This window comes from Sphingopyxis sp. (genome assembly GCF_019459305.1).
Lineage (GTDB): Bacteria > Pseudomonadota > Alphaproteobacteria > Sphingomonadales > Sphingomonadaceae > Sphingopyxis.
The window spans coordinates 16,501-33,405 of sequence record NZ_JAIBES010000074.1 but is presented as its reverse complement, the minus strand read 5'-3'; the positions used below and the strand labels follow the sequence as shown (position 1 = coordinate 33,405).

Below are 16,905 nucleotides of genomic sequence, written 5' to 3'. Positions count from 1 at the left end.
ATTGGACCGCTTCCCAAAGCGGACCCCATGGACAGGTGGCCGAGTGGTTAAAGGCAGCAGACTGTAAATCTGCCCGGGTTTCCGTACGCTGGTTCGAATCCAGCCCTGTCCACCACCCTGCGCACCAGTATTTCGCGCGACGAGCGCCACGGCGAGTTCTGACGATGGCCGAGGGAGAGCAGAATACGCGGGAATCTGCCGACTGGTCGCTGGCCAGTTCGGGAACGTCGCTGTTTGTCGCACGCGCACTCGACCGGTAAGCGCAGCGATGGTCTCCGAACCGTATAATTCTAATCGCGATCTCCGGCGGCTGCTTTGGGAACTTGCTTCATAGGAAGCGCCGGATCCGCTCATCCCGAAGTGGGACCCCAAGCGGATTGTCTCCAACCGGCCAGAGCTGCTTGAGGCTCGAATTTGATTCGAAATTGGATAATTTTTTTCCATTTCGAATCATAATCTTAGAGCCGTATTTCCTGCTTCCTGCTCCACGTCCTTCCCGATCTTCTCCCGCCGGTTCGATGCCGAGCAGTTCGACGGTGAACAGCAACGTCGCGGCGCCGGGAATCGGGCCTTTGCCTTCGGCGCCATAAGCAAGCTGGTAGGGGATCGCGAGTTCGACCTTGTCGCCGACGCCTATCAGCGCGACGGCTTCTTGCCAGCCGGGGATGACGCGATTGAGCGGAAAGCTGGTCGGTTCGCCGCGATTGATCGAGCTGTCGAATTCCTGGCCATCGGCGAGGGTGCCGACATAGTGGACCGTCACGACGTCGGTCGGGCCGGGCCGCGTGCCGCTGCCATCGCCTGCGATGCGGCGCCAGCGCAGCCCGCTGGACGTTACCTGCCAGCCATCGGCACCATGCCGCTCGGCGAGGGCGGCCATCTGGCGGTTCAGCCACGCGGTACCCTGGGTGGGTTCGGCGGCGAGCGCGGCGGGCAGGAAAAGGCCCAAGCTGGCGGCCGTTAGCAGCAGACGATGGGATAGCGTTGCGGGCATATTCACTCCTGTAGTCATGCCGACGCATAAACGCGGACCCGCGCAGGTGCGCAATCACGATTCGACACAGCGCCGCGCGACGGCGCTCCGCTGACCCGTCCAATTAACGCGACGAATGCCGCGTCGACCGGGATCAATCGGCGCAGCCCGGTCGTTGTTCGGATTCACCCCTTCTGCTCAATTGATGGAGAATGATATGCACATAGCCAAAAAGCTTGTGATCGCGCTGGCGGCAACGTCCGCCGTGGTGGCGCCGGTCGCGGCGTCTGCCGCTGTTGGTGCGCGGGCAGCGTCGTCCGTCGCTGGCGAAAATAATCTCGAGGGCAATTCGAGTTGGATCATCGGCTTGGTCGGCCTTCTGGCTGGTGTTACCGCGATGGTTCTGATCCTCGACGATGATGAGGATTCGCCGGTCAGTCCGTAATTACCGTAATCGTCTTGGGGACGGGCGCGTGCATCATCGGTGGACGCGCCCATTCTTTTATCCGTTGAAGGATACGGCGAAGCGCCCGCGATTTGCGTCAAGATGAACGACGCCGCCGATCTGCGACATTTTGCGACAAATTTGTGCCGATCCGGCAAGTAACTGGGACAAATGACGCCTAGAACGTCTTCATCGGGATCCGGTCCTTCCCCGGAACATCCCCTGAAGGAGTTCGTACCATGAACAAGAAAATCTCGCTCTTCGCATTGGGTGCCGCGTTGATCGCCGTCCCCGTCATCGCCGCTCCGGGCGGCGCCAAAGCCGACGCCGACGGCGACGGCACGCTGACACGCACCGAAGCTCAGGCGCATGCCACACAGATGTTTGCCAAGATGGACTTTAACAAGGACGGCAAGATCGACGCCGCCGACCGCACCGCAAAGCGCGCCGAGATGCAGGCCAAGAAGTTCGCCAGCCTCGACGCCGACGGCAATGGCAGCATCAGTCAGGCCGAATGGAACAACCAAGGTGCCAAACGCGCCGAGCGGGCTGAAAAGCGCGCCGCGGCTGGCGAAATGAGCGAAGGCAAACGCCACGCTATGCGCGGTCCCGGCAAGCGCGGCGGCCATCGTGGCATGCACGGCGGCATGATGGGCAAGGCCGACACCAATGGCGACAAGGCGGTCAGTCAGGCCGAGTTCCAGACCGCTGCTCTTGCCCGCTTCGATGCGGCCGACGCCAACAAGGATGGTCGGGTGACCGCCGAAGAACGCAAGGCGCAGCGCGGCGAATGGCGCGCTAAGCGAGCGGCACCGGCTACTCCGGCCACCTAAGCATTTGGCAAGGATCGGTGGCGACGGGCAGGCTTGCTTCCCCCCCCTTCTGGCATTGCCTTTGCCGCTGGTCCCTGCCAGCTATCGCCCATCGGTCCCCCGACCGGTGGGCGAACTAGCTTCCTTTTCGGATCGACAATGACCGACAGTAATAACCCTCGCATCCTACTGATCGACGACGAACCGTCGATCCGCGAGCCGTTGTCCGAATATCTGACCGCGCAGGGCTTTGCCGTGACTGCCGCCGCGAGTGCTGCCGAGGCGCGGTCGGTGCTGCGCGCGCAGTCGATCGACTTGGTCGTCAGCGACATCATGATGCCCGGCGAGGACGGCCTTTCGCTGACCCGCCATTTGCGCGAGAACAGCGCCATTCCCGTGATCCTGCTGACCGCGCGCGCCGAGGATACCGAGCGGATCATCGGGCTGGAGATCGGCGCCGACGATTATGTCGTCAAACCCTTCAATCCCCGCGAACTGGTGGCGCGGATCCGCACCGTGCTGCGCCGGACCCAACAGGGCGGGCGGGCGCTTGATTCGGGCGGCACCAGCTATGCTTTTGCCGATTGGGTGCTGCGCGAGGTCGAGCGGGTGCTGGTCGATCGCGAGGGCAATGAGGTCGCGCTGTCGTCGGGTGAATATCATCTGCTCCACGCGCTGGTGCGTCATCCACGGCAGGTGATGAGCCGCGACCGGCTTCTCGACCTCGTGCGCGGGCGAGAAGCCGAAATTTTCGATCGCGCGATCGACAATCTGGTCAGCCGCCTGCGCAAAAAGATCGAGGTCGATGCCGCGCACCCCCAGATCGTCAAGACGGTGTGGGGCGGTGGCTATACGCTGGCGTGCGAAGTCAAACGCATGGGACCGGTGGGATGAAACTGCGCTTGTGGCCCCGCAGCCTGATCGGCCAGCTTGTCTTTGCGGTGGCGGTGATGCTGTTCGTCGCGCAGGCGGTAAACTTTGCCCTGCTCGTGCGCGGCCAGAAACAGCAGACGCTGGCGCATGGCGGCGGCATGGCGGTGGCGCGTATCATTGATGCGGTCGATCGTGACCGGCGCGGCGATTTTCGGCGCGGTTCGCGTGAAGAGCGCGGCAGCCCGCACGAACGGGAGCGTGCGCAGAAACTCGTGATCTCGGACGTGCCGGTGCCGGTTCCAAGCGGAGCTGTGCGTTTGCCTGACCTTGCCGATTATGTCGCCAATCTGCTGAGCGATGCCGATGTCGCCGCGCAGTCGGTTGATGCCTGGGCGATGCCTCAGAAGCCGCGTCTGCGGGCGAACTTCCCCGGTCGGACCGTCATCGTTTCGGCGCAGATCGACGGTCGCTATTTCGCAGTGCGTAGCCGGATCCCGACCAGCGGCAACCGGTTGCAAGGCTTTCTCGTCTGGCAGACGCTGTCGCTCTACCTCTTGTTACTCGTTCCGATCATGGTCATCGCCTGGCGCGCCGCGGCGCCGCTGCGCTACCTGACCCGCGCGGCGCGCGCCAATCCGGCGCTGCGCGATGCCACCCCGCTGGAGGAAGAGGGGCCGTCGGACGTCCGCGACCTGATCATCGCCTTCAATGCCTATCGCGGGCGGATTGCGACGATGTTGTCGGACAAGGACCGGATGCTGGGCGCAGTCGGTCACGATCTGCGCACGCCGCTCGCCAGCTTGCGGGTGCGCGTCGAACAGGTCGATGACGATGCACTGCGCGACAAGATGATCGCCTCGATCGAGGAAATGGCGGCGATGCTGACCGACATATTGGCGCTGGCGCGATCGGGGGCTGGGACCGAGGGGCGCGAGCCGGTGGCGCTGCGCAGGCTGGTCGAGGAACTGGCCGCCGATTACCGGGAGCGCGGTAAGGATGTGACCGTGAGTGCTGCCGTAGATACCACGGTGATGGCACGACCGTTGCTGCTCCGCCGCGCGCTGCGTAACCTGATCGACAATGCCGCGGCCTATGGTCAGCGCGCGCGGCTGTCGGTCGAGCGGGGGCAGGGCGAAGTGCGGATCATCGTTTCGGATGACGGACCCGGCCTCACCGATGAGCAGATCCGGACGCTGATCGAGCCCTTTGCGCGCGGCGAACAATCGCGCAACCGCGCGACCGGCGGTTCGGGGCTCGGCCTCTCGATCGCGCGCGACATTGCCGAGGGTGAGGGCGGGACGCTGACACTGAGCAATCGTGCGGGGGGTGGGCTGAATGCCGTGATTAAGTTGCCGACTATCGGCCCGAGGTAATTACACTTCGTCATTGTGAGGAGCGAAGCGACGCGGCAATCTAGGGTAGCGTAAATCGCTCTGGATTGCTTCGCTTCGCTCGCAACGACGATTTTGTTCAGTATCAGGCGTAAATCGCGATCGCCTGACTGCCGCTCAGCACCGGCTCACCGGCGCGGTTCCACAGCATCATGTCCTGCACCGACAAACCGTGGCGGGCAAAGCCGGTCTTCGCCGACAACAGCCACCAGCCGTCATCGGTCTGGGGATCGCCGGTCAGCATATTGACCGTCCAGTTCATCGAACTGATCGGCCCGAATTTGCTGAACAGTGCCATCGCGGCGGGCGGCAGCGCGTCGCCCATCGCGAGCAGCGCGACCGCGGGGTGGCACGCCGGTTTCTCGACGAAGCGTACCCAAGTCAGATATTCGCCGACCTCGCTCTTCCACGCGAAGCGCGGGCCGGTAGTGGGGCGCATATCGAAATGGCGGACGAAAGACGGGCGCGCATGATGGTCGGGCACGGGTTCGAGCGTCTCTGGCGCGGGGCATTCGGGCATCGCTAGCCGGTTATGGTCGAGGTGGCTTTTGCGGTCGGGCGAAAAGGCGAACACCGCCGCGGTGCCAAAACCCGCGTCGCTCGATACCCCGGCCTCGACGAACAGCGAGGATTTCGACTGGCGGAGCACGCGCGTATTGACGGTGCAATCGCCGCCGACCGGGCCGACGAAGCTGATCTGCGCGTAGCGTAGCGCGGTGTCGGTCGGATGGAGCATCATTGTTCCCGCCAGCGCGACCGCCGAGCTGATCCCGCCATATGCGGTGCGGCCCTGCATCCAGCCGTCGTCGATATGCGCCTTCGCTACACCCTCTTCGGTGCGCAGCGTCGATAGCAGCGCGTCGAGCGCGCTGGGAGAGGTCGACATCGTTCGGTTATTCCTCGATCTGGAAGGTCAGTCCGGCGTGCTCGATGAGTCGCGCAATCAGCGCGTCGCCGAGCAACGCGCCGGGGGTCCACACGCCGCCCGCACCCTTGTTCGCGAGCAAGGCGAGGCCGGTCTCCGCCAGCATCTTTGACGTCGAGCCATAGCCGGGGTCGCGGTCGCCCTGAACGCTGGCGCGGACGGTCTTGCCGTCGGGATATTCGCCGATGAATAGGATGTCATAGAAGCCGTTTTCGCGCTCTTCCTTGCTTGGCCCTTCGCCGGGCTTGAGCTTTGATTCGCCGAACGGGTTCGCCTTCGCCATCGCTTGTGCCATCGCCTTGCCCGCGTCACCGATCGTCGTCATTACCATCTCGTCATATACGAGACCGGCGCCCCACGCGTGGCCGAGCAGGAAATTGGTGCGGTGGACATTCTTGGTGTTGATCGGTGCCATGACGAACGGTGCGGTCCAGGTGCCCGTGGCGCTGTCATATTCGGGGAACAGGCCGGTCGGCTGCGACGGCCCCTCGAAACCCGGGGTCAGCGCGAAAGAGGATTTGAGCAGCAGCGCCAGCGACGGCTTTTTGGCGACGGCTTTCAACGTCTCGGTCAGGCTGGCGATGGTGCCGCCCGACGCGCCGCCCGCCATCTTGCGGACGCGGCCCTTGACCCGCGGCGCGGGCTTGCCGTGGCGTTTGACGGCTTCGGCTTGCAGGAAATGCACGCCGAGGTCGAAGGGGATCGAATCGAAGCCGCAGCTGAAGGTAATGCGGGCGCCGGACGCTTTGGCCGCGGCTTCATGCTCGTCGATCATCTCGCGCATCCAGCCGGGTTCGCCGCACAGGTCGGCATAGGCGGTACCCGCCTTGACGCAGGCGGCGACCAGCTCGTTGCCGTAGAGCTGATAGGGGCCGACGGTCGTCAGAATGACCGTCGCGCGCGCCGCCATTGCGTCGAGGGTCGCAGGATCGCTCGCGTCGGCGACGACCAGCGAGGTATCCTTTGGCGCGCCGATCAGGTCGCGCACCTCGGCCAGCTTGGCGGCGCTGCGCCCTGCCATCGCCCATTTGGGCGCATCCTTGCGGCCCGCATAATGCTGCGTCAGATATTCGGCGACGAGCCGACCGGTGAACCCGGTCGCGCCATAGACGATGATGTCAAATTCCCGGCTGGCCATGGAAGCCTCCCCTTACGTAAACGTAAAGGGAGGCTAGCGCAGCATAAGGCCGATGCCAAGTGCGAAGCGTCAGCGGCGCCAGAACGGCCGCTTTTGCACCACGACCGGCTCGCCGACGGCGGCTTCTGCGCGGCCCTCGGCGCGCGCGGCGCGGACTTCGGCTTCGGTGGCGCGGAGCTGTGCATCGCGGGTGGCGATTTCGTCGCGGCGACGCTGGCGCAGCGCGTCATAGCTCCACCGCGTGTGGCCATAGCCGAACAGGCACAGCAGCCCACCCGCGATCGCGAGATTCTTCATCGCCGCCATCGCCTGTATCGGATCGGTGAATTCGCGGTGGAAAAACAGGATCGTCGCAAGGGCAAAGCCCGCGAGCAGGATTGACCAAAGGCGGACCGCAATACCGAGCGCGATGCAAACACCGGCGATCAGTTCAAACAGCCCCGTGGGGATGGCGAGTCCAGCGGGCAGGCCCGCGGCGGTGATCATCGCATTAGTATCGTTGACGTGGATCAGCTTGTTGATCCCTGACACGATGAAAATCAGCGAGATGAAAAGACGCCCGATAAAAACAGCGATCATGGACATGCGTCAGTCCTCCAAACGATGCCCCCGCCGCTTGTGCTTTCACGACGCGCGGCGCGGGAGGAGGTTCCGTTTTTGTGTTTAGCGGTCAGAGCTTGGGCAGCGTGACGCCCTTTTGCCCCATATATTTGCCGGCGCGGTCGGCGTAGCTGATCTCGCATGGTTCGTTGCCAGCCAAGAACAGGAACTGGCACGCGCCTTCATTGGCGTAAATCTTCGCGGGCAGGGGAGTGGTGTTGGAAAACTCCAGCGTCACATGGCCTTCCCAGCCGGGTTCGAGCGGGGTGACGTTGACGATGATGCCGCAGCGCGCATAGGTCGATTTACCGAGGCAGATGACCAGCACGTCGCGCGGAATGCGGAAATACTCAACCGTGCGGGCAAGCGCAAAGCTGTTCGGCTGGATGATGCAGACGTCGGTTTCGCGGTCGACGAAATTCTTCGGATCAAAATCCTTGGGATCGACGATCGTCGAATCGACGTTGGTGAAGATCTTGAACTCGGGCGCGACGCGCGCGTCATAGCCATAGGACGAGAGGCCATAGCTGATGCACCCGTCGCGGCGCTGCGCCTCGACAAACGGTTCGATCATGCCCTGCGTCTGGGCGGCTTCGCGAATCCAGCGATCTGAAAGAATAGCCATGCCGCTGTTTGTCGGCGCGCGCAGATTCGCGCAAGCGGTCAGTCGCCGATCAGCCCGAGATCTTTTGGCCCGAAGGCTGCGGGCAGCAATTCGCTGAGCTTGTAGGTCTTGACCGACGTCCCGTCGCCTGACGCGCAATGGACAAGGATGTCGGTTTTCGACCGCTCGGCGGCTTCGTTCAAAATCTGGCGGCAGCGGCCACACGGATTAACCGGGTCGGTGCCGATCAGCGCATCGCCGTTAGGGCGCCCACCGATGATCGCGACCTCGGCGAGCTCGCCGATCCAGCCCTCATTGGCGATCTTCGCCACTGCGGCGGTCTCGGCGCAGAGGGTCAGGCCATAGCTGGCGTTTTCGACATTGGCGCCGGTGACGACATCGCCGTTCTTAAGCAGCAAGGCGGCGCCGACATGAAAGCCCGAATAGGGCGCGTAAGCGCGGCTGGCCGCATCGCGGGCGACGGCGATCAGTTCGTCACGAGCTTCCGTCATCGCGTTTCTCCTTGCGGGCGCAGCACATTCCAGCCGATGGTGCCGTCGGCGCCCGACAGGCGGACATAGTTGTTCGCCTGCCACATCGCCCAGGGGTGCGCGGCATAATCGGGTTCGAAGAAATCGCGGCGCAGCCAGATGGTGCGCGCGATGCCTTTCGTCACCTGATAGTCGCTCTCGAACGCCGGACCCGGGGCGATGAGGCTCCGCTTACCCATATGCGCCTCGATCTGCGCCAAAAATGTCGCGAGTTCTGAGAGCAACAGCGAGCGCGTCGGACGGTCGGGGCAGCGGTCGTCATAATCGAGCCACACGACGGCGGGCAACGCGTCGGCGCGGCGCGGGACGTGGCGGATGAAATTCGCCGCCTGATCGGTTGCGAGCTGGCACAGGCTGTAGCGGTGGATCGCGCCGGTCTGAACCCCCGCCTCGCGCGCCGCGACCATGTTGCGGGTGAATTTGGCGTCGATGCCGCGCGTCCCGTCGGTTCCCATTACATAGGCAAAATCGGCGCCCGCAGCCTTGATCGATCCCCATTGGACATCGCCATTGCCCGCGTCGATCGTCACCCCCTGTGTCGGATAGATCGCCCGATCAGGGGTCCAGCGCGCTGCCCACCACAGCGCAAGGCCGGTCGCCAGCAACAGCAGGACGATGGCGGCGCCGATGCGGCGTAGCGTTCGCGCAAGCGCGCTACGCCAATCACCAGCCGGTCTTGCAGGCCGCTGGTTTCTGGTGGCCGCCCTTGCCATCCGTCAACCCTTGATGTGCAGGACGCAGATCAGCGTAAACAAGCGCCGCGCCGTGTCGAAATCGACCGCGATCTTGCCGTCGAGCCGGTCCATCAGCATCTCGGCCGCTTCGTTGTGCAGTCCGCGGCGCGCCATGTCCACGGTCTCGATCTGCTGCGCGGTCGAGGTCTTGATCGCCTGATAATAAGAGTCGCAGATCGCGAAATAGTCGCGGATCGGGCGGCGGAAACGGCCGAGCCCAAGGATGATCGCTTCCAGCGGCGAGCCATCCTCGCGCGAGATTTCAAAGATCAGCCGCCCTTCCTCGACGCGCAGCAGCAGGCGATAGGGTCCGACATAGCCGTCCGAGTGGCCGCGCTGTGGGACGAATTTATTATCCTCGATCAGGTCGAAGATCGCGACACGGCGTTCCTGTTCGACGTCGGGATTGCGCCAGACGATCGAACCCTCGTCGAGTTCGACCGAAATGATGCGCTGTTTGGAAGGGTCTGCGTCGGCCATGCTGCCTGTGCTTCTACTTGGCGCGGGGCGAAGGGCAAGGGGACTTGGCATCACCGTCGACACGGACGGAATCTTGGACTTATCCCCAGATGCGCCCACGGCGATGCCAATGGGGTCGGTCTAGCCGGTTGCACCGCGCGTGGTGACAGAGCATGAAGTGACCATGTTAGATGTTGTCCGCCTCGCCCCCTCTGCAACCGCCGGGGAAGCCCCTCAATTGCCGCGTAATATCGAGGCCGAGGCCGCGTTTCTCGGCGCGATCTTGATCGACAACCGAGTCGTCGAGGATCTGCCCGTCGCGCTCACCCCCGATCATTTTTTCGAGCCGCTCCACGGCCGTATTTTCCAGCAGACGATGGCGCTGATCGAACGCAACAGCATCGCGACGCCGGTGACGCTGAAGCCCTATTTCGAAGCCGATGAGGCGATGAAGGCGGTCGGCGGGGTCGGTTATCTGGCGCAGCTCACCGGCAGCGGCGCCGGGCTGATCGGCGCGCGCGACTTCGCCAAGCAGATCTATGATCTGGCCTTGCTGCGCGAACTGGCCGGCGTCGGGCGGGTGCTCGTCGAAAATGCGCTCGACACCAGCGAGCGGGTGGATCCGCAGGCGCAGATCGAAGAGGCGGAAACCGCGCTCTACCGCGTCGCGGGCGGCGAGGCCGAAATGGGGTCGGTCAAAAGTTTCAGCCAGGCCAGGCTGACCGCGTTGCAGGCGGCCGAACGCGCGCTCAACTCGGGCGGCCATCTGTCGGGGATCACCACCGGCATTTCGAGTATGAACGCCAAGATCGGCGGCATGCACAATTCGGACTTGATGATCCTCGCCGGGCGTCCCGGCATGGGCAAGACCTCGCTCGCTACCAACATCGCGTAAAACGCCGCCTAACGCTGGCGCCGCGACGAGGACGACGGGATTCCGCCCGAAAAGAATATGGGCGCGAAAGTCGCCTTTTTCAGCCTCGAAATGTCCGCCGACCAGCTCGCGACGCGCGTCCTCGCCGAACAATCGGGGGTGTCGGGCGAGGCGTTGCGCATGGGCAAGATCAGCAAGGAACAGTTTCAGCAACTGTCGCGCGCCGCCCAGCAGCTTCAGACGTTGCCGCTGTTTATCGACGACACCCCGGCGCTGACCATCGCGGGGCTGCGGACGCGCGCGCGGCGCTTGCAGCGGCGGCATGGCATCGGCCTGATCATTGTCGATTATCTCCAGTTGCTGGCGGGCAGCTCGAAGAGCGGCGACAATCGCGTGCAGGAAATTTCGGAAATTTCGCGTGGTTTGAAGACGCTGGCAAAGGAACTTCATGTGCCCGTGATGGCGCTGTCGCAGCTGAGCCGTGCGGTCGAACAGCGCGAAGACAAACGGCCGATGCTGTCCGATCTGCGCGAATCGGGCTCGATCGAGCAGGACGCGGACATGGTGTTGTTCGTGTTTCGCGAGGATTATTATGTCGGTTCGCGCGAACCCAAACGCCCGATGGAAGGCGATGACGTCAAGATCCACGCTGCGCACGAGGAATGGGCTGCCGAAATGGAGCGCGTCTTTGGCCTGGCCGAAGTGATCGTTGCGAAGTCACGCCATGGTTCGACCGGCAAGATCCGCCTGCACTTCGAGGCGAAGACGACCAAGTTCAGCGATCTCGCCGACGAGAGTCAGGCGTTTGCGGATTATGAGTAATTGATCGTCATCTCGGCGAAGGCCGGGATCTCGCCGTCGCGTTCGGATGCGAGGTTGAGACCCCGGCCTTCGCCGGGGTGATAAAGATGTCAGAACGCCGGATCGTTCGCCGGGTCGTCGCCGATCGGCGACACCGCTTCGTGGATGCCGCATTCGGTTTTGTCCCAGCCGCGCCAGCGGCCCGAGCGCGGGTCTTCGCCCGGCAGAACCTTTGACGTGCACGGCGAGCAGCCGATCGACGGGTAGCCTTGCGATTCCAGCGGATGGCGCGGCAGGTCGTGCTCGGCGAAAAAGGCGTCGAGCTGATCGCGTGTCCAGTTGGCGAGCGGGTTGAATTTCAACCGGCCGGTGCTGCCGTCGAGCTCGAAGCGCGGCAAACCGCCGCGCGTCGATGACTGAAAGCCTTTGCGCCCGGTGATCGACGCATCGAAACCAGCCATCGCCTTTTCGAGCGGTTTGACCTTGCGGATTTCGCAGCAGCCGTCGGGATCATAGGACCAGCGCAGTTCGGTGGAATCCTTCGCTGCCAGATCGTCTGCATCGGGGGTCAGGTTGACGATATTGAGCCCGAGCCGCGCCGCGAGCGTATCGCGATAGGCGAGCGTTTCGGGGAAATGCTTGCCGGTGTCGAGGAACAGCACCGGCATGTCGGGGGAGACCTGCACCACGAGGTGCAGTAGCACCGCGCTTTCGGCGCCAAAGCTGGAGACAAGCGCGGTGTCTCCGAGCAGCCCCGCGCCGATGACGCTGGCGACCACCTCGGCGGCATCCTGACCGCGAAACAGGTTGTTCAGGCGGATGACATCGGCGTCGGTGAAACGCGGTGCGACGTCGATGCGATCGCGCTTTCTGTCGCCACCGTTTGCGTTGAGCGAAGTCGAGATGCCCGTCGTTGGCGCACGGCCTCCTGGTGTCTCGACTTCGCTCGACACGAACGGAATTCGGGGAACGGCTTTACCCATGCCGCAGCTTCCAGATCGGTACAGCGCCATCGGCGGCGCCCTGATAATGTTCGGGCCAGCGCGACAGCGCCGCTTCGACATCGGCCGGGTTCAGATCCTTTTCGGGCGCGAAGCTGTCGAAGCCGCAGCGCTTCATGTAAGCGATCTGGTCGACCAGCACGTCGCCCTGCGCGCGCAATTCGCCCGTGTAACCCGCCTCACGCAGGATGCGCGCCGACGAATAGCCCCGGCCATCGCGGAATTTCGGGAACGCGACCTCGATCAGCGAAAGCCGGTCGAGGTGCGGGATGAGTGCGCGTGCATCCTCATCAGATTCGAGCCGCACCGCGGTCGCGTTCGACTGTTCGAGGAAGGCGTCGAGGGTGACGCAGGGTTCTTCGCCGTCGGCTTGTAGATGCTCAACCATAGATCGCCTCCTTGAACGGCGCCATGCCGACGCGGCGATAGGTGTCGACGAAGCGTTCGCCGTCGGTGCGTTCGCTCAGATATTTGTCGGTCACGCGCTCGATCGCATCGACGATGCCGTCCTCGTCGAAACCGGGGCCGGTGATGGTGCCGAGCGACACATCCTCCGCGCCCGACCCGCCGAGCAGGAGCTGGTAATTTTCGGTACCTTTGCGGTCGACGCCGAGGATGCCGATGTGACCCGCATGGTGATGCCCGCACGCGTTGATGCAACCCGAAATCTTGAGCTTCAACTCGCCCAGATCGCGCTGGCGCGCCGGATCGGCGAAGCGCTGCGCGATCTTTTGCGCGACCGGGATCGAACGCGCGTTGGCCAGGCTGCAATAGTCGAGCCCGGGGCAGGCGATGATGTCGCTGATCAGGTCTAGGTTCGGCGTCGCGAGGTCCGCGGCGTCGAGTGCCTGCCAGATCGCCAACAGGTCGGCCTTGCGGACGTGCGGCAGGACGATGTTCTGCGCATGGGTGACGCGCAATTCGTCGTGACTGTAGCGTTCGGCGAGGTCGGCCATCAGGTCGATCTGCGCCGAGTTGGCATCGCCGGGAATACCGCCCAAAGGTTTCAGGCTGATGTTGACGATCGCATGGCCCGGCACTTTGTGCGCGGCGACATTCTGGTCGACCCAGACCGCGAAGTCGGGGTCGCTGCGGTCGATCTCGTCCGAAGCCGACGCGTCGAGCGGCGGCATTGCGAACTGCGCCGCGATGCGGTCGAATTCGGCTTTCGGCGGATCGACGCCGAGCGATTTTACGTGCGCAAATTCTTCCTCGACCTGGCGGCGATATTCGTCGGCGCCAAGCTCGTGGATCAGGATTTTGATCCGCGCCTTGTAGATATTATCGCGGCGGCCATAGCGGTTGTACACGCGCAGGCACGCCTCGGTATAGCTGAGCAGGTCGTCGAGCGGCACGAAATCCTTGATCAGCGGCGCGATCATCGGGGTGCGGCCCATTCCGCCGCCGACATAGAAAGCGGCGCCGTGGACGCCGTCCTTTTCGACGATCTGGATGCCGATGTCGTGGAGGCGCATCGCGGCGCGATCTTCCTCGGCGGCGATCACCGCAATCTTGAACTTGCGCGGCAAATAGCTGAATTCGGGGTGGAAGCTCGACCATTGGCGCAGCAGTTCGGCCCATGGACGCGGATCGGTCAGCTCATCGGCGGCGGCGCCCGCCCATTGGTCCGACGAGATATTGCGGATGCAATTGCCGCTCGTCTGGATTGCGTGCATCTCGACCGACGCCAGATCGGCGAGGATCGCGGGGGCATCCTCCAGCTTGATCCAGTTATACTGGATATTCTGGCGGGTGGTGAAATGGCCGTAATCGCGGTCATATTTGCGCGCGATATGCGCGAGCATCCGCATCTGGCGGCTGTCGAGCGTGCCATAGGGCACTGCGACGCGCAGCATATAGGCGTGAAGCTGGAGATAGAGGCCGTTCATTAGGCGCAGCGGCTTGAACTGGTCTTCGGTGATCTCGCCCGCCAAGCGGCGCTTCACCTGATCGGCGAATTCGGCGACGCGCGCATCGACCATCTGCTGGTCATATTCGTCATATTTATACATATCAAATCACCCAGTCGCCGGCCGCAGGATCGGCGGGTTTTAATGTCAGGTCGGGGCGCACGGTTGGGCCGAGCGCGCGGATGCGCTCCTTGATATGCGCGGGGCGCGGGCCGTCGGGGGTGGCTTCGCCGGCGATGATATAGGGCGCGTTGACGCGGCGCGCGGCTTCCTCGACTGCGAGGACTGCCTCGCCAGCCTCACCGACGTCGGCGGCGTCCTCGATATGCAGCGACCAGTCGGCGCCGGTCCACCAGGTGACAAATCCTGTTTTCAGGTCATTGCCGGTCAGCAGTTTCATATAAAATTCCCCAATTTTTCGGCGACGCCGGGGGCGCCGAGGCAGTCGAGCGCATCGGCGCGCGCTGCGACCTTGCCGACGATGATCAGCGCCGGGCTTTTCACCGCTTCGCGCGTGACGAGATCGCCGAGGTCGGCGAGCAAAGTGCGGAGGACGCGCGCGTCGACGGTCGTGCCGCGTTCGATCACCGCGACGGGCAGTTCGGGCGACACGCCGTCGGCGATCAGCTTGTCGGCAATCGCGGATGCGGTGGCGATGCCCATGTAGATGACGAGGGTGCGGCCATGGCCCGCGAGGCCCGACCAGTCCTGATCGGACAGATCCTTGCACTGGCCGGCGACAAAGCTGACGGCGCTGGCGTCGTCGCGGTGGGTGAGGGGGAGGCCCGCCTGTGCGGCGCAGCCCATCGCGGCGGTGATACCCGGGACGACTTCGCAAGCCACACCGGCGTCACGTGCTGCATCGAGTTCCTCGCCGCCCCGCCCAAAGATGAACGGATCGCCGCCTTTCAGGCGCACGACCTGCTTGCCGGTCAGCGCTTCGCGGACGAGCAGCTCGTTGATCAGTTCCTGCTTCATCGTATGGCGGCTGCGCTGCTTCGCGACGCTGATGCGTTCGACATGCGGCGAGATCAGCGCGAGCACGCCGTCGCCGACCAGCCCGTCATGGACGACAAGATCGGCGCTCGCGAGCAGCCGCACGGCGCGCAGCGTCAGCAGGTCCGGGTCGCCTGGGCCAGCGCCGACGAGCCATAGCTTACCGACAGGGGGGAGAGTCTTTTCCATGCACGATAGATGATGGTGCGCCCGCCGAATGGCAAAGCAGGCTTTATTGACGCTGATGAAGGTAAAATTGCCCCTCTCGATCGTCACCCCGGATCAAGTCCGGCATGACGACGACGCGGCTAGTTGTAGTTCTTCGGAATCAATCGCGATCCTTCTGGATCGCGCAAGCCGACCCCGATCGAGGCGCGCAGCGCATCGCTTTCCGCGCTCGCAACCGGATAGGCGCAATAATCGGCGGCGTAGAAGGCGCTGGGGCGATGATTGCCAGACAGGCCGATCCCGCCGAACGGCGCCGCCGACGATGCTCCGTTGGTTGGGCGGTTCCAGTTGATCACCCCGGCGCGCGCGTTGGCCCAGAACTGGTCATACAGCTGCGGCGTACCGCCCACCAGCGAAGCCGAAAGGCCAAACGCGGTGTTGTTCGCCTCGGCGATCGCGGCTTCGAACGTCTCGACGCGGACGACCTGGAGGAGTGGTCCGAACAGCTCAATGTCGGGGCGCTCAGGCATCGACGTGACGTCGATGATGCCGGGAGTAAGGAATGGTCGGCCCGCGACTGGCCGCGTCATATGGCGGATCACCTGGCCGCCGTTCGACATCAGGATCAGGAAGCTTTCGGTCAGGCCGTCGGCGGCCTCATTGTCGATCACCGGCCCCATATAGGGCGCCGGATCGGCGTGCGGATGGTCGACGATCAGTCGGTTGGCCAGCGCCTTGACCTCTTCCAGCAGCGCGTCGGCGAGACTGTCGCGAACGATCAGCCGCCGCGCGTTGCTGCACCGCTGTCCGGCGCTGAGAAAGGCAGACTGGACGACGATGATCGCTGCGGTGCGGATGTCGGCGGTGTCCCACACCACAATCGGATTGTTGCCGCCCATTTCGAGCGCCAGCATCTTGCCCGGCTGGTCGGCGAATTGGCGGTTGAGCGCGAGGCCGGTGCGTGCTGACCCGGTGAACAACAGGCCGTCGATGCCTTGATGCCCCGCCAGCGCCTTGCCGGTGTCAGGGCCGCCGACGATCAACCGCAGCACCTCTGGCGGCACCCCGGCGCTGTGGAACAGCTCGACCAGCTTGGCGCCAACTGCGGGGGTCTTTTCGGACGGCTTGAACACCACCGAATTGCCCGCGATCAGCGCCGGGACGATATGGCCATTCGGCAAGTGGGCCGGGAAATTATACGGGCCGAGCACCGCCAGCGCGCCGTGCGGTTTGTGGCGCACCGCGTTGCGCAGCCCCATGGCGCCCTCGATCCGCCGGTTCGGGGTGCGTTCACCATAGGATTTCACCGAAACATCGACCTTAGCCACCACCGATTCGACCTCGGTCCGCGCTTCCCACAACGGCTTGCCGGTTTCGCGCGCGATCAGGTCGGCGAGCACTTCACCTTCGGCTTTGACCCGGTCGGCGAAGCGGCGCAGCGTTTCGGTTCGGAAGGTGACGGCTTTGGCCGCCCATTCGGGCCAGGCGCCCCGCGCGATGGCGACCTCGTCATCGACATTGCTGACCGCGCCGCGCCACAGCTCTTCGCCGGTTGCGGGTTCGAAGGAAAGCAGGGTGTCACTCATGGTCGCCCCGGTCTTATCGGCGAAAGCTGGTGGCGGCAACCTGCACTGGGGCATGGTGCGACGG

At 64.0% G+C, this 16,905-nt stretch carries 18 protein-coding genes, 1 tRNA gene and 1 pseudogene; 6 read left to right on the top strand and 14 right to left on the bottom strand.

The window, feature by feature from the left end; translation table 11 throughout:
- Window positions 1-29 precede the first annotated feature (29 nt).
- Window positions 30-115: transfer RNA gene (locus K0M74_RS08470), tRNA-Tyr, on the top strand.
- Window positions 116-328: 213 nt separating this feature from the next.
- Here K0M74_RS08470 and K0M74_RS08465 read toward each other — a convergent pair.
- Entirely contained in the window at window positions 329-1,012 is a 684-nt protein-coding gene (locus K0M74_RS08465) for an FKBP-type peptidyl-prolyl cis-trans isomerase (RefSeq protein WP_293970503.1), read from the bottom strand.
- A gap of 178 nt (window positions 1,013-1,190) precedes the next feature.
- Here K0M74_RS08465 and K0M74_RS08460 point away from each other — a divergent pair, with 178 nt between their 5' ends.
- From K0M74_RS08460 to K0M74_RS08445, 4 genes are all read left to right on the top strand, one after another.
- Entirely contained in the window at window positions 1,191-1,418 is a 228-nt protein-coding gene (locus K0M74_RS08460) for a hypothetical protein (protein WP_293970500.1), read from the top strand.
- A 239-nt stretch (window positions 1,419-1,657) separates the two neighbouring features.
- A complete protein-coding gene (locus tag K0M74_RS08455) occupies window positions 1,658-2,251 on the top strand; it encodes a hypothetical protein (protein WP_293970497.1) in 594 nt (197 codons plus the stop codon).
- A gap of 138 nt (window positions 2,252-2,389) precedes the next feature.
- Entirely contained in the window at window positions 2,390-3,124 is a 735-nt protein-coding gene (locus K0M74_RS08450) for a response regulator (RefSeq protein WP_293970494.1), read from the top strand.
- A complete protein-coding gene (locus tag K0M74_RS08445) occupies window positions 3,121-4,476 on the top strand; it encodes a HAMP domain-containing sensor histidine kinase (RefSeq protein WP_293970491.1) in 1,356 nt (451 codons plus the stop codon). Before K0M74_RS08450 ends, K0M74_RS08445 begins: the two co-directional genes overlap by 4 nt.
- 103 nt (window positions 4,477-4,579) lie before the next feature.
- Here the strand turns inward: K0M74_RS08445 and K0M74_RS08440 are convergent, their stop codons facing one another.
- From K0M74_RS08440 to K0M74_RS08410, 7 genes are all read right to left on the bottom strand, one after another.
- A complete protein-coding gene (locus tag K0M74_RS08440; RefSeq protein WP_293970488.1) occupies window positions 4,580-5,380 on the bottom strand; it encodes a thioesterase family protein in 801 nt (266 codons plus the stop codon).
- A gap of 7 nt (window positions 5,381-5,387) precedes the next feature.
- On the bottom strand, window positions 5,388-6,557 hold the full coding sequence (locus tag K0M74_RS08435; protein WP_293970485.1) for a saccharopine dehydrogenase NADP-binding domain-containing protein: 1,170 nt from the start codon (window positions 6,555-6,557) through the stop codon (window positions 5,388-5,390).
- A gap of 69 nt (window positions 6,558-6,626) precedes the next feature.
- Entirely contained in the window at window positions 6,627-7,142 is a 516-nt protein-coding gene (locus tag K0M74_RS08430; protein ID WP_293970483.1) for a DoxX family protein, read from the bottom strand.
- Between the two features lie 85 nt (window positions 7,143-7,227).
- Window positions 7,228-7,782 (bottom strand): dCTP deaminase, encoded by a 555-nt coding sequence (gene dcd / locus K0M74_RS08425; RefSeq protein WP_293970480.1) that lies wholly within the window; start codon window positions 7,780-7,782, stop codon window positions 7,228-7,230.
- A gap of 38 nt (window positions 7,783-7,820) precedes the next feature.
- Complete coding sequence (locus tag K0M74_RS08420; RefSeq protein ID WP_366932643.1) at window positions 7,821-8,273, bottom strand: cytidine deaminase; 453 nt, start codon at window positions 8,271-8,273, stop codon at window positions 7,821-7,823.
- Window positions 8,270-9,025 (bottom strand): GH25 family lysozyme, encoded by a 756-nt coding sequence (locus K0M74_RS08415; RefSeq protein WP_293970477.1) that lies wholly within the window; start codon window positions 9,023-9,025, stop codon window positions 8,270-8,272. The genes K0M74_RS08420 and K0M74_RS08415 overlap by 4 nt, the downstream gene beginning before the upstream one ends.
- A 3-nt stretch (window positions 9,026-9,028) precedes the next feature.
- On the bottom strand, window positions 9,029-9,526 hold the full coding sequence (locus K0M74_RS08410) for a UPF0262 family protein (RefSeq protein WP_293970474.1): 498 nt from the start codon (window positions 9,524-9,526) through the stop codon (window positions 9,029-9,031).
- Between the two features lie 163 nt (window positions 9,527-9,689).
- Here K0M74_RS08410 and K0M74_RS08405 point away from each other — a divergent pair.
- Window positions 9,690-11,201 (top strand): annotated as a pseudogene (locus K0M74_RS08405) (replicative DNA helicase).
- Between the two features lie 89 nt (window positions 11,202-11,290).
- On the opposite strand, the gene K0M74_RS08400 reads toward K0M74_RS08405, so the two are convergent.
- The 6 genes from K0M74_RS08400 to astD form a co-directional block, all read right to left on the bottom strand.
- Window positions 11,291-12,163 (bottom strand): phosphoadenylyl-sulfate reductase, encoded by an 873-nt coding sequence (locus K0M74_RS08400; protein WP_293970471.1) that lies wholly within the window; start codon window positions 12,161-12,163, stop codon window positions 11,291-11,293.
- Window positions 12,156-12,569, bottom strand: coding sequence for a DUF934 domain-containing protein (locus tag K0M74_RS08395; RefSeq protein WP_293970468.1), 414 nt, complete (start codon window positions 12,567-12,569; stop codon window positions 12,156-12,158). Before K0M74_RS08395 ends, K0M74_RS08400 begins: the two co-directional genes overlap by 8 nt.
- Window positions 12,562-14,193 carry a nitrite/sulfite reductase gene (locus K0M74_RS08390; protein WP_293970465.1) on the bottom strand — a complete coding sequence of 544 codons (1,632 nt, stop codon included), beginning with the start codon at window positions 14,191-14,193 and terminating at the stop codon, window positions 12,562-12,564. The genes K0M74_RS08395 and K0M74_RS08390 overlap by 8 nt, the downstream gene beginning before the upstream one ends.
- A gap of 1 nt (window position 14,194) precedes the next feature.
- On the bottom strand, window positions 14,195-14,491 hold the full coding sequence (locus tag K0M74_RS08385) for a DUF2849 domain-containing protein (RefSeq protein WP_293970462.1): 297 nt from the start codon (window positions 14,489-14,491) through the stop codon (window positions 14,195-14,197).
- Window positions 14,488-15,276, bottom strand: coding sequence for a uroporphyrinogen-III C-methyltransferase (cobA, locus tag K0M74_RS08380; RefSeq protein WP_293970459.1), 789 nt, complete (start codon window positions 15,274-15,276; stop codon window positions 14,488-14,490). Before cobA ends, K0M74_RS08385 begins: the two co-directional genes overlap by 4 nt.
- A 119-nt stretch (window positions 15,277-15,395) precedes the next feature.
- Window positions 15,396-16,841 carry a succinylglutamate-semialdehyde dehydrogenase gene (astD, locus tag K0M74_RS08375; protein ID WP_293970456.1) on the bottom strand — a complete coding sequence of 482 codons (1,446 nt, stop codon included), beginning with the start codon at window positions 16,839-16,841 and terminating at the stop codon, window positions 15,396-15,398.
- Window positions 16,842-16,905 lie beyond the last annotated feature (64 nt).

Coding starts and splice junctions, on each gene's coding strand:
- K0M74_RS08435 (WP_293970485.1), bottom strand. CDS start 6,557: ATGGCCAGCCGGGAATTTGACATCATCGTCTATGGCGCGACCGGGTTC.
- K0M74_RS08420 (WP_366932643.1), bottom strand. CDS start 8,273: ATGACGGAAGCTCGTGACGAACTGATCGCCGTCGCCCGCGATGCGGCC.
- astD (WP_293970456.1), bottom strand. CDS start 16,841: ATGAGTGACACCCTGCTTTCCTTCGAACCCGCAACCGGCGAAGAGCTG.
- K0M74_RS08450 (WP_293970494.1), top strand. CDS start 2,390: ATGACCGACAGTAATAACCCTCGCATCCTACTGATCGACGACGAACCG.
- K0M74_RS08445 (WP_293970491.1), top strand. CDS start 3,121: ATGAAACTGCGCTTGTGGCCCCGCAGCCTGATCGGCCAGCTTGTCTTT.
- K0M74_RS08465 (WP_293970503.1), bottom strand. CDS start 1,012: ATGACTACAGGAGTGAATATGCCCGCAACGCTATCCCATCGTCTGCTG.
- K0M74_RS08390 (WP_293970465.1), bottom strand. CDS start 14,193: ATGTATAAATATGACGAATATGACCAGCAGATGGTCGATGCGCGCGTC.
- K0M74_RS08410 (WP_293970474.1), bottom strand. CDS start 9,526: ATGGCCGACGCAGACCCTTCCAAACAGCGCATCATTTCGGTCGAACTC.
- dcd (WP_293970480.1), bottom strand. CDS start 7,782: ATGGCTATTCTTTCAGATCGCTGGATTCGCGAAGCCGCCCAGACGCAG.
- K0M74_RS08395 (WP_293970468.1), bottom strand. CDS start 12,569: ATGGTTGAGCATCTACAAGCCGACGGCGAAGAACCCTGCGTCACCCTC.
- K0M74_RS08400 (WP_293970471.1), bottom strand. CDS start 12,163: ATGGGTAAAGCCGTTCCCCGAATTCCGTTCGTGTCGAGCGAAGTCGAG.
- K0M74_RS08430 (WP_293970483.1), bottom strand. CDS start 7,142: ATGTCCATGATCGCTGTTTTTATCGGGCGTCTTTTCATCTCGCTGATT.
- K0M74_RS08385 (WP_293970462.1), bottom strand. CDS start 14,491: ATGAAACTGCTGACCGGCAATGACCTGAAAACAGGATTTGTCACCTGG.
- K0M74_RS08460 (WP_293970500.1), top strand. CDS start 1,191: ATGCACATAGCCAAAAAGCTTGTGATCGCGCTGGCGGCAACGTCCGCC.
- K0M74_RS08455 (WP_293970497.1), top strand. CDS start 1,658: ATGAACAAGAAAATCTCGCTCTTCGCATTGGGTGCCGCGTTGATCGCC.
- K0M74_RS08440 (WP_293970488.1), bottom strand. CDS start 5,380: ATGTCGACCTCTCCCAGCGCGCTCGACGCGCTGCTATCGACGCTGCGC.
- K0M74_RS08415 (WP_293970477.1), bottom strand. CDS start 9,025: ATGGCAAGGGCGGCCACCAGAAACCAGCGGCCTGCAAGACCGGCTGGT.
- cobA (WP_293970459.1), bottom strand. CDS start 15,276: ATGGAAAAGACTCTCCCCCCTGTCGGTAAGCTATGGCTCGTCGGCGCT.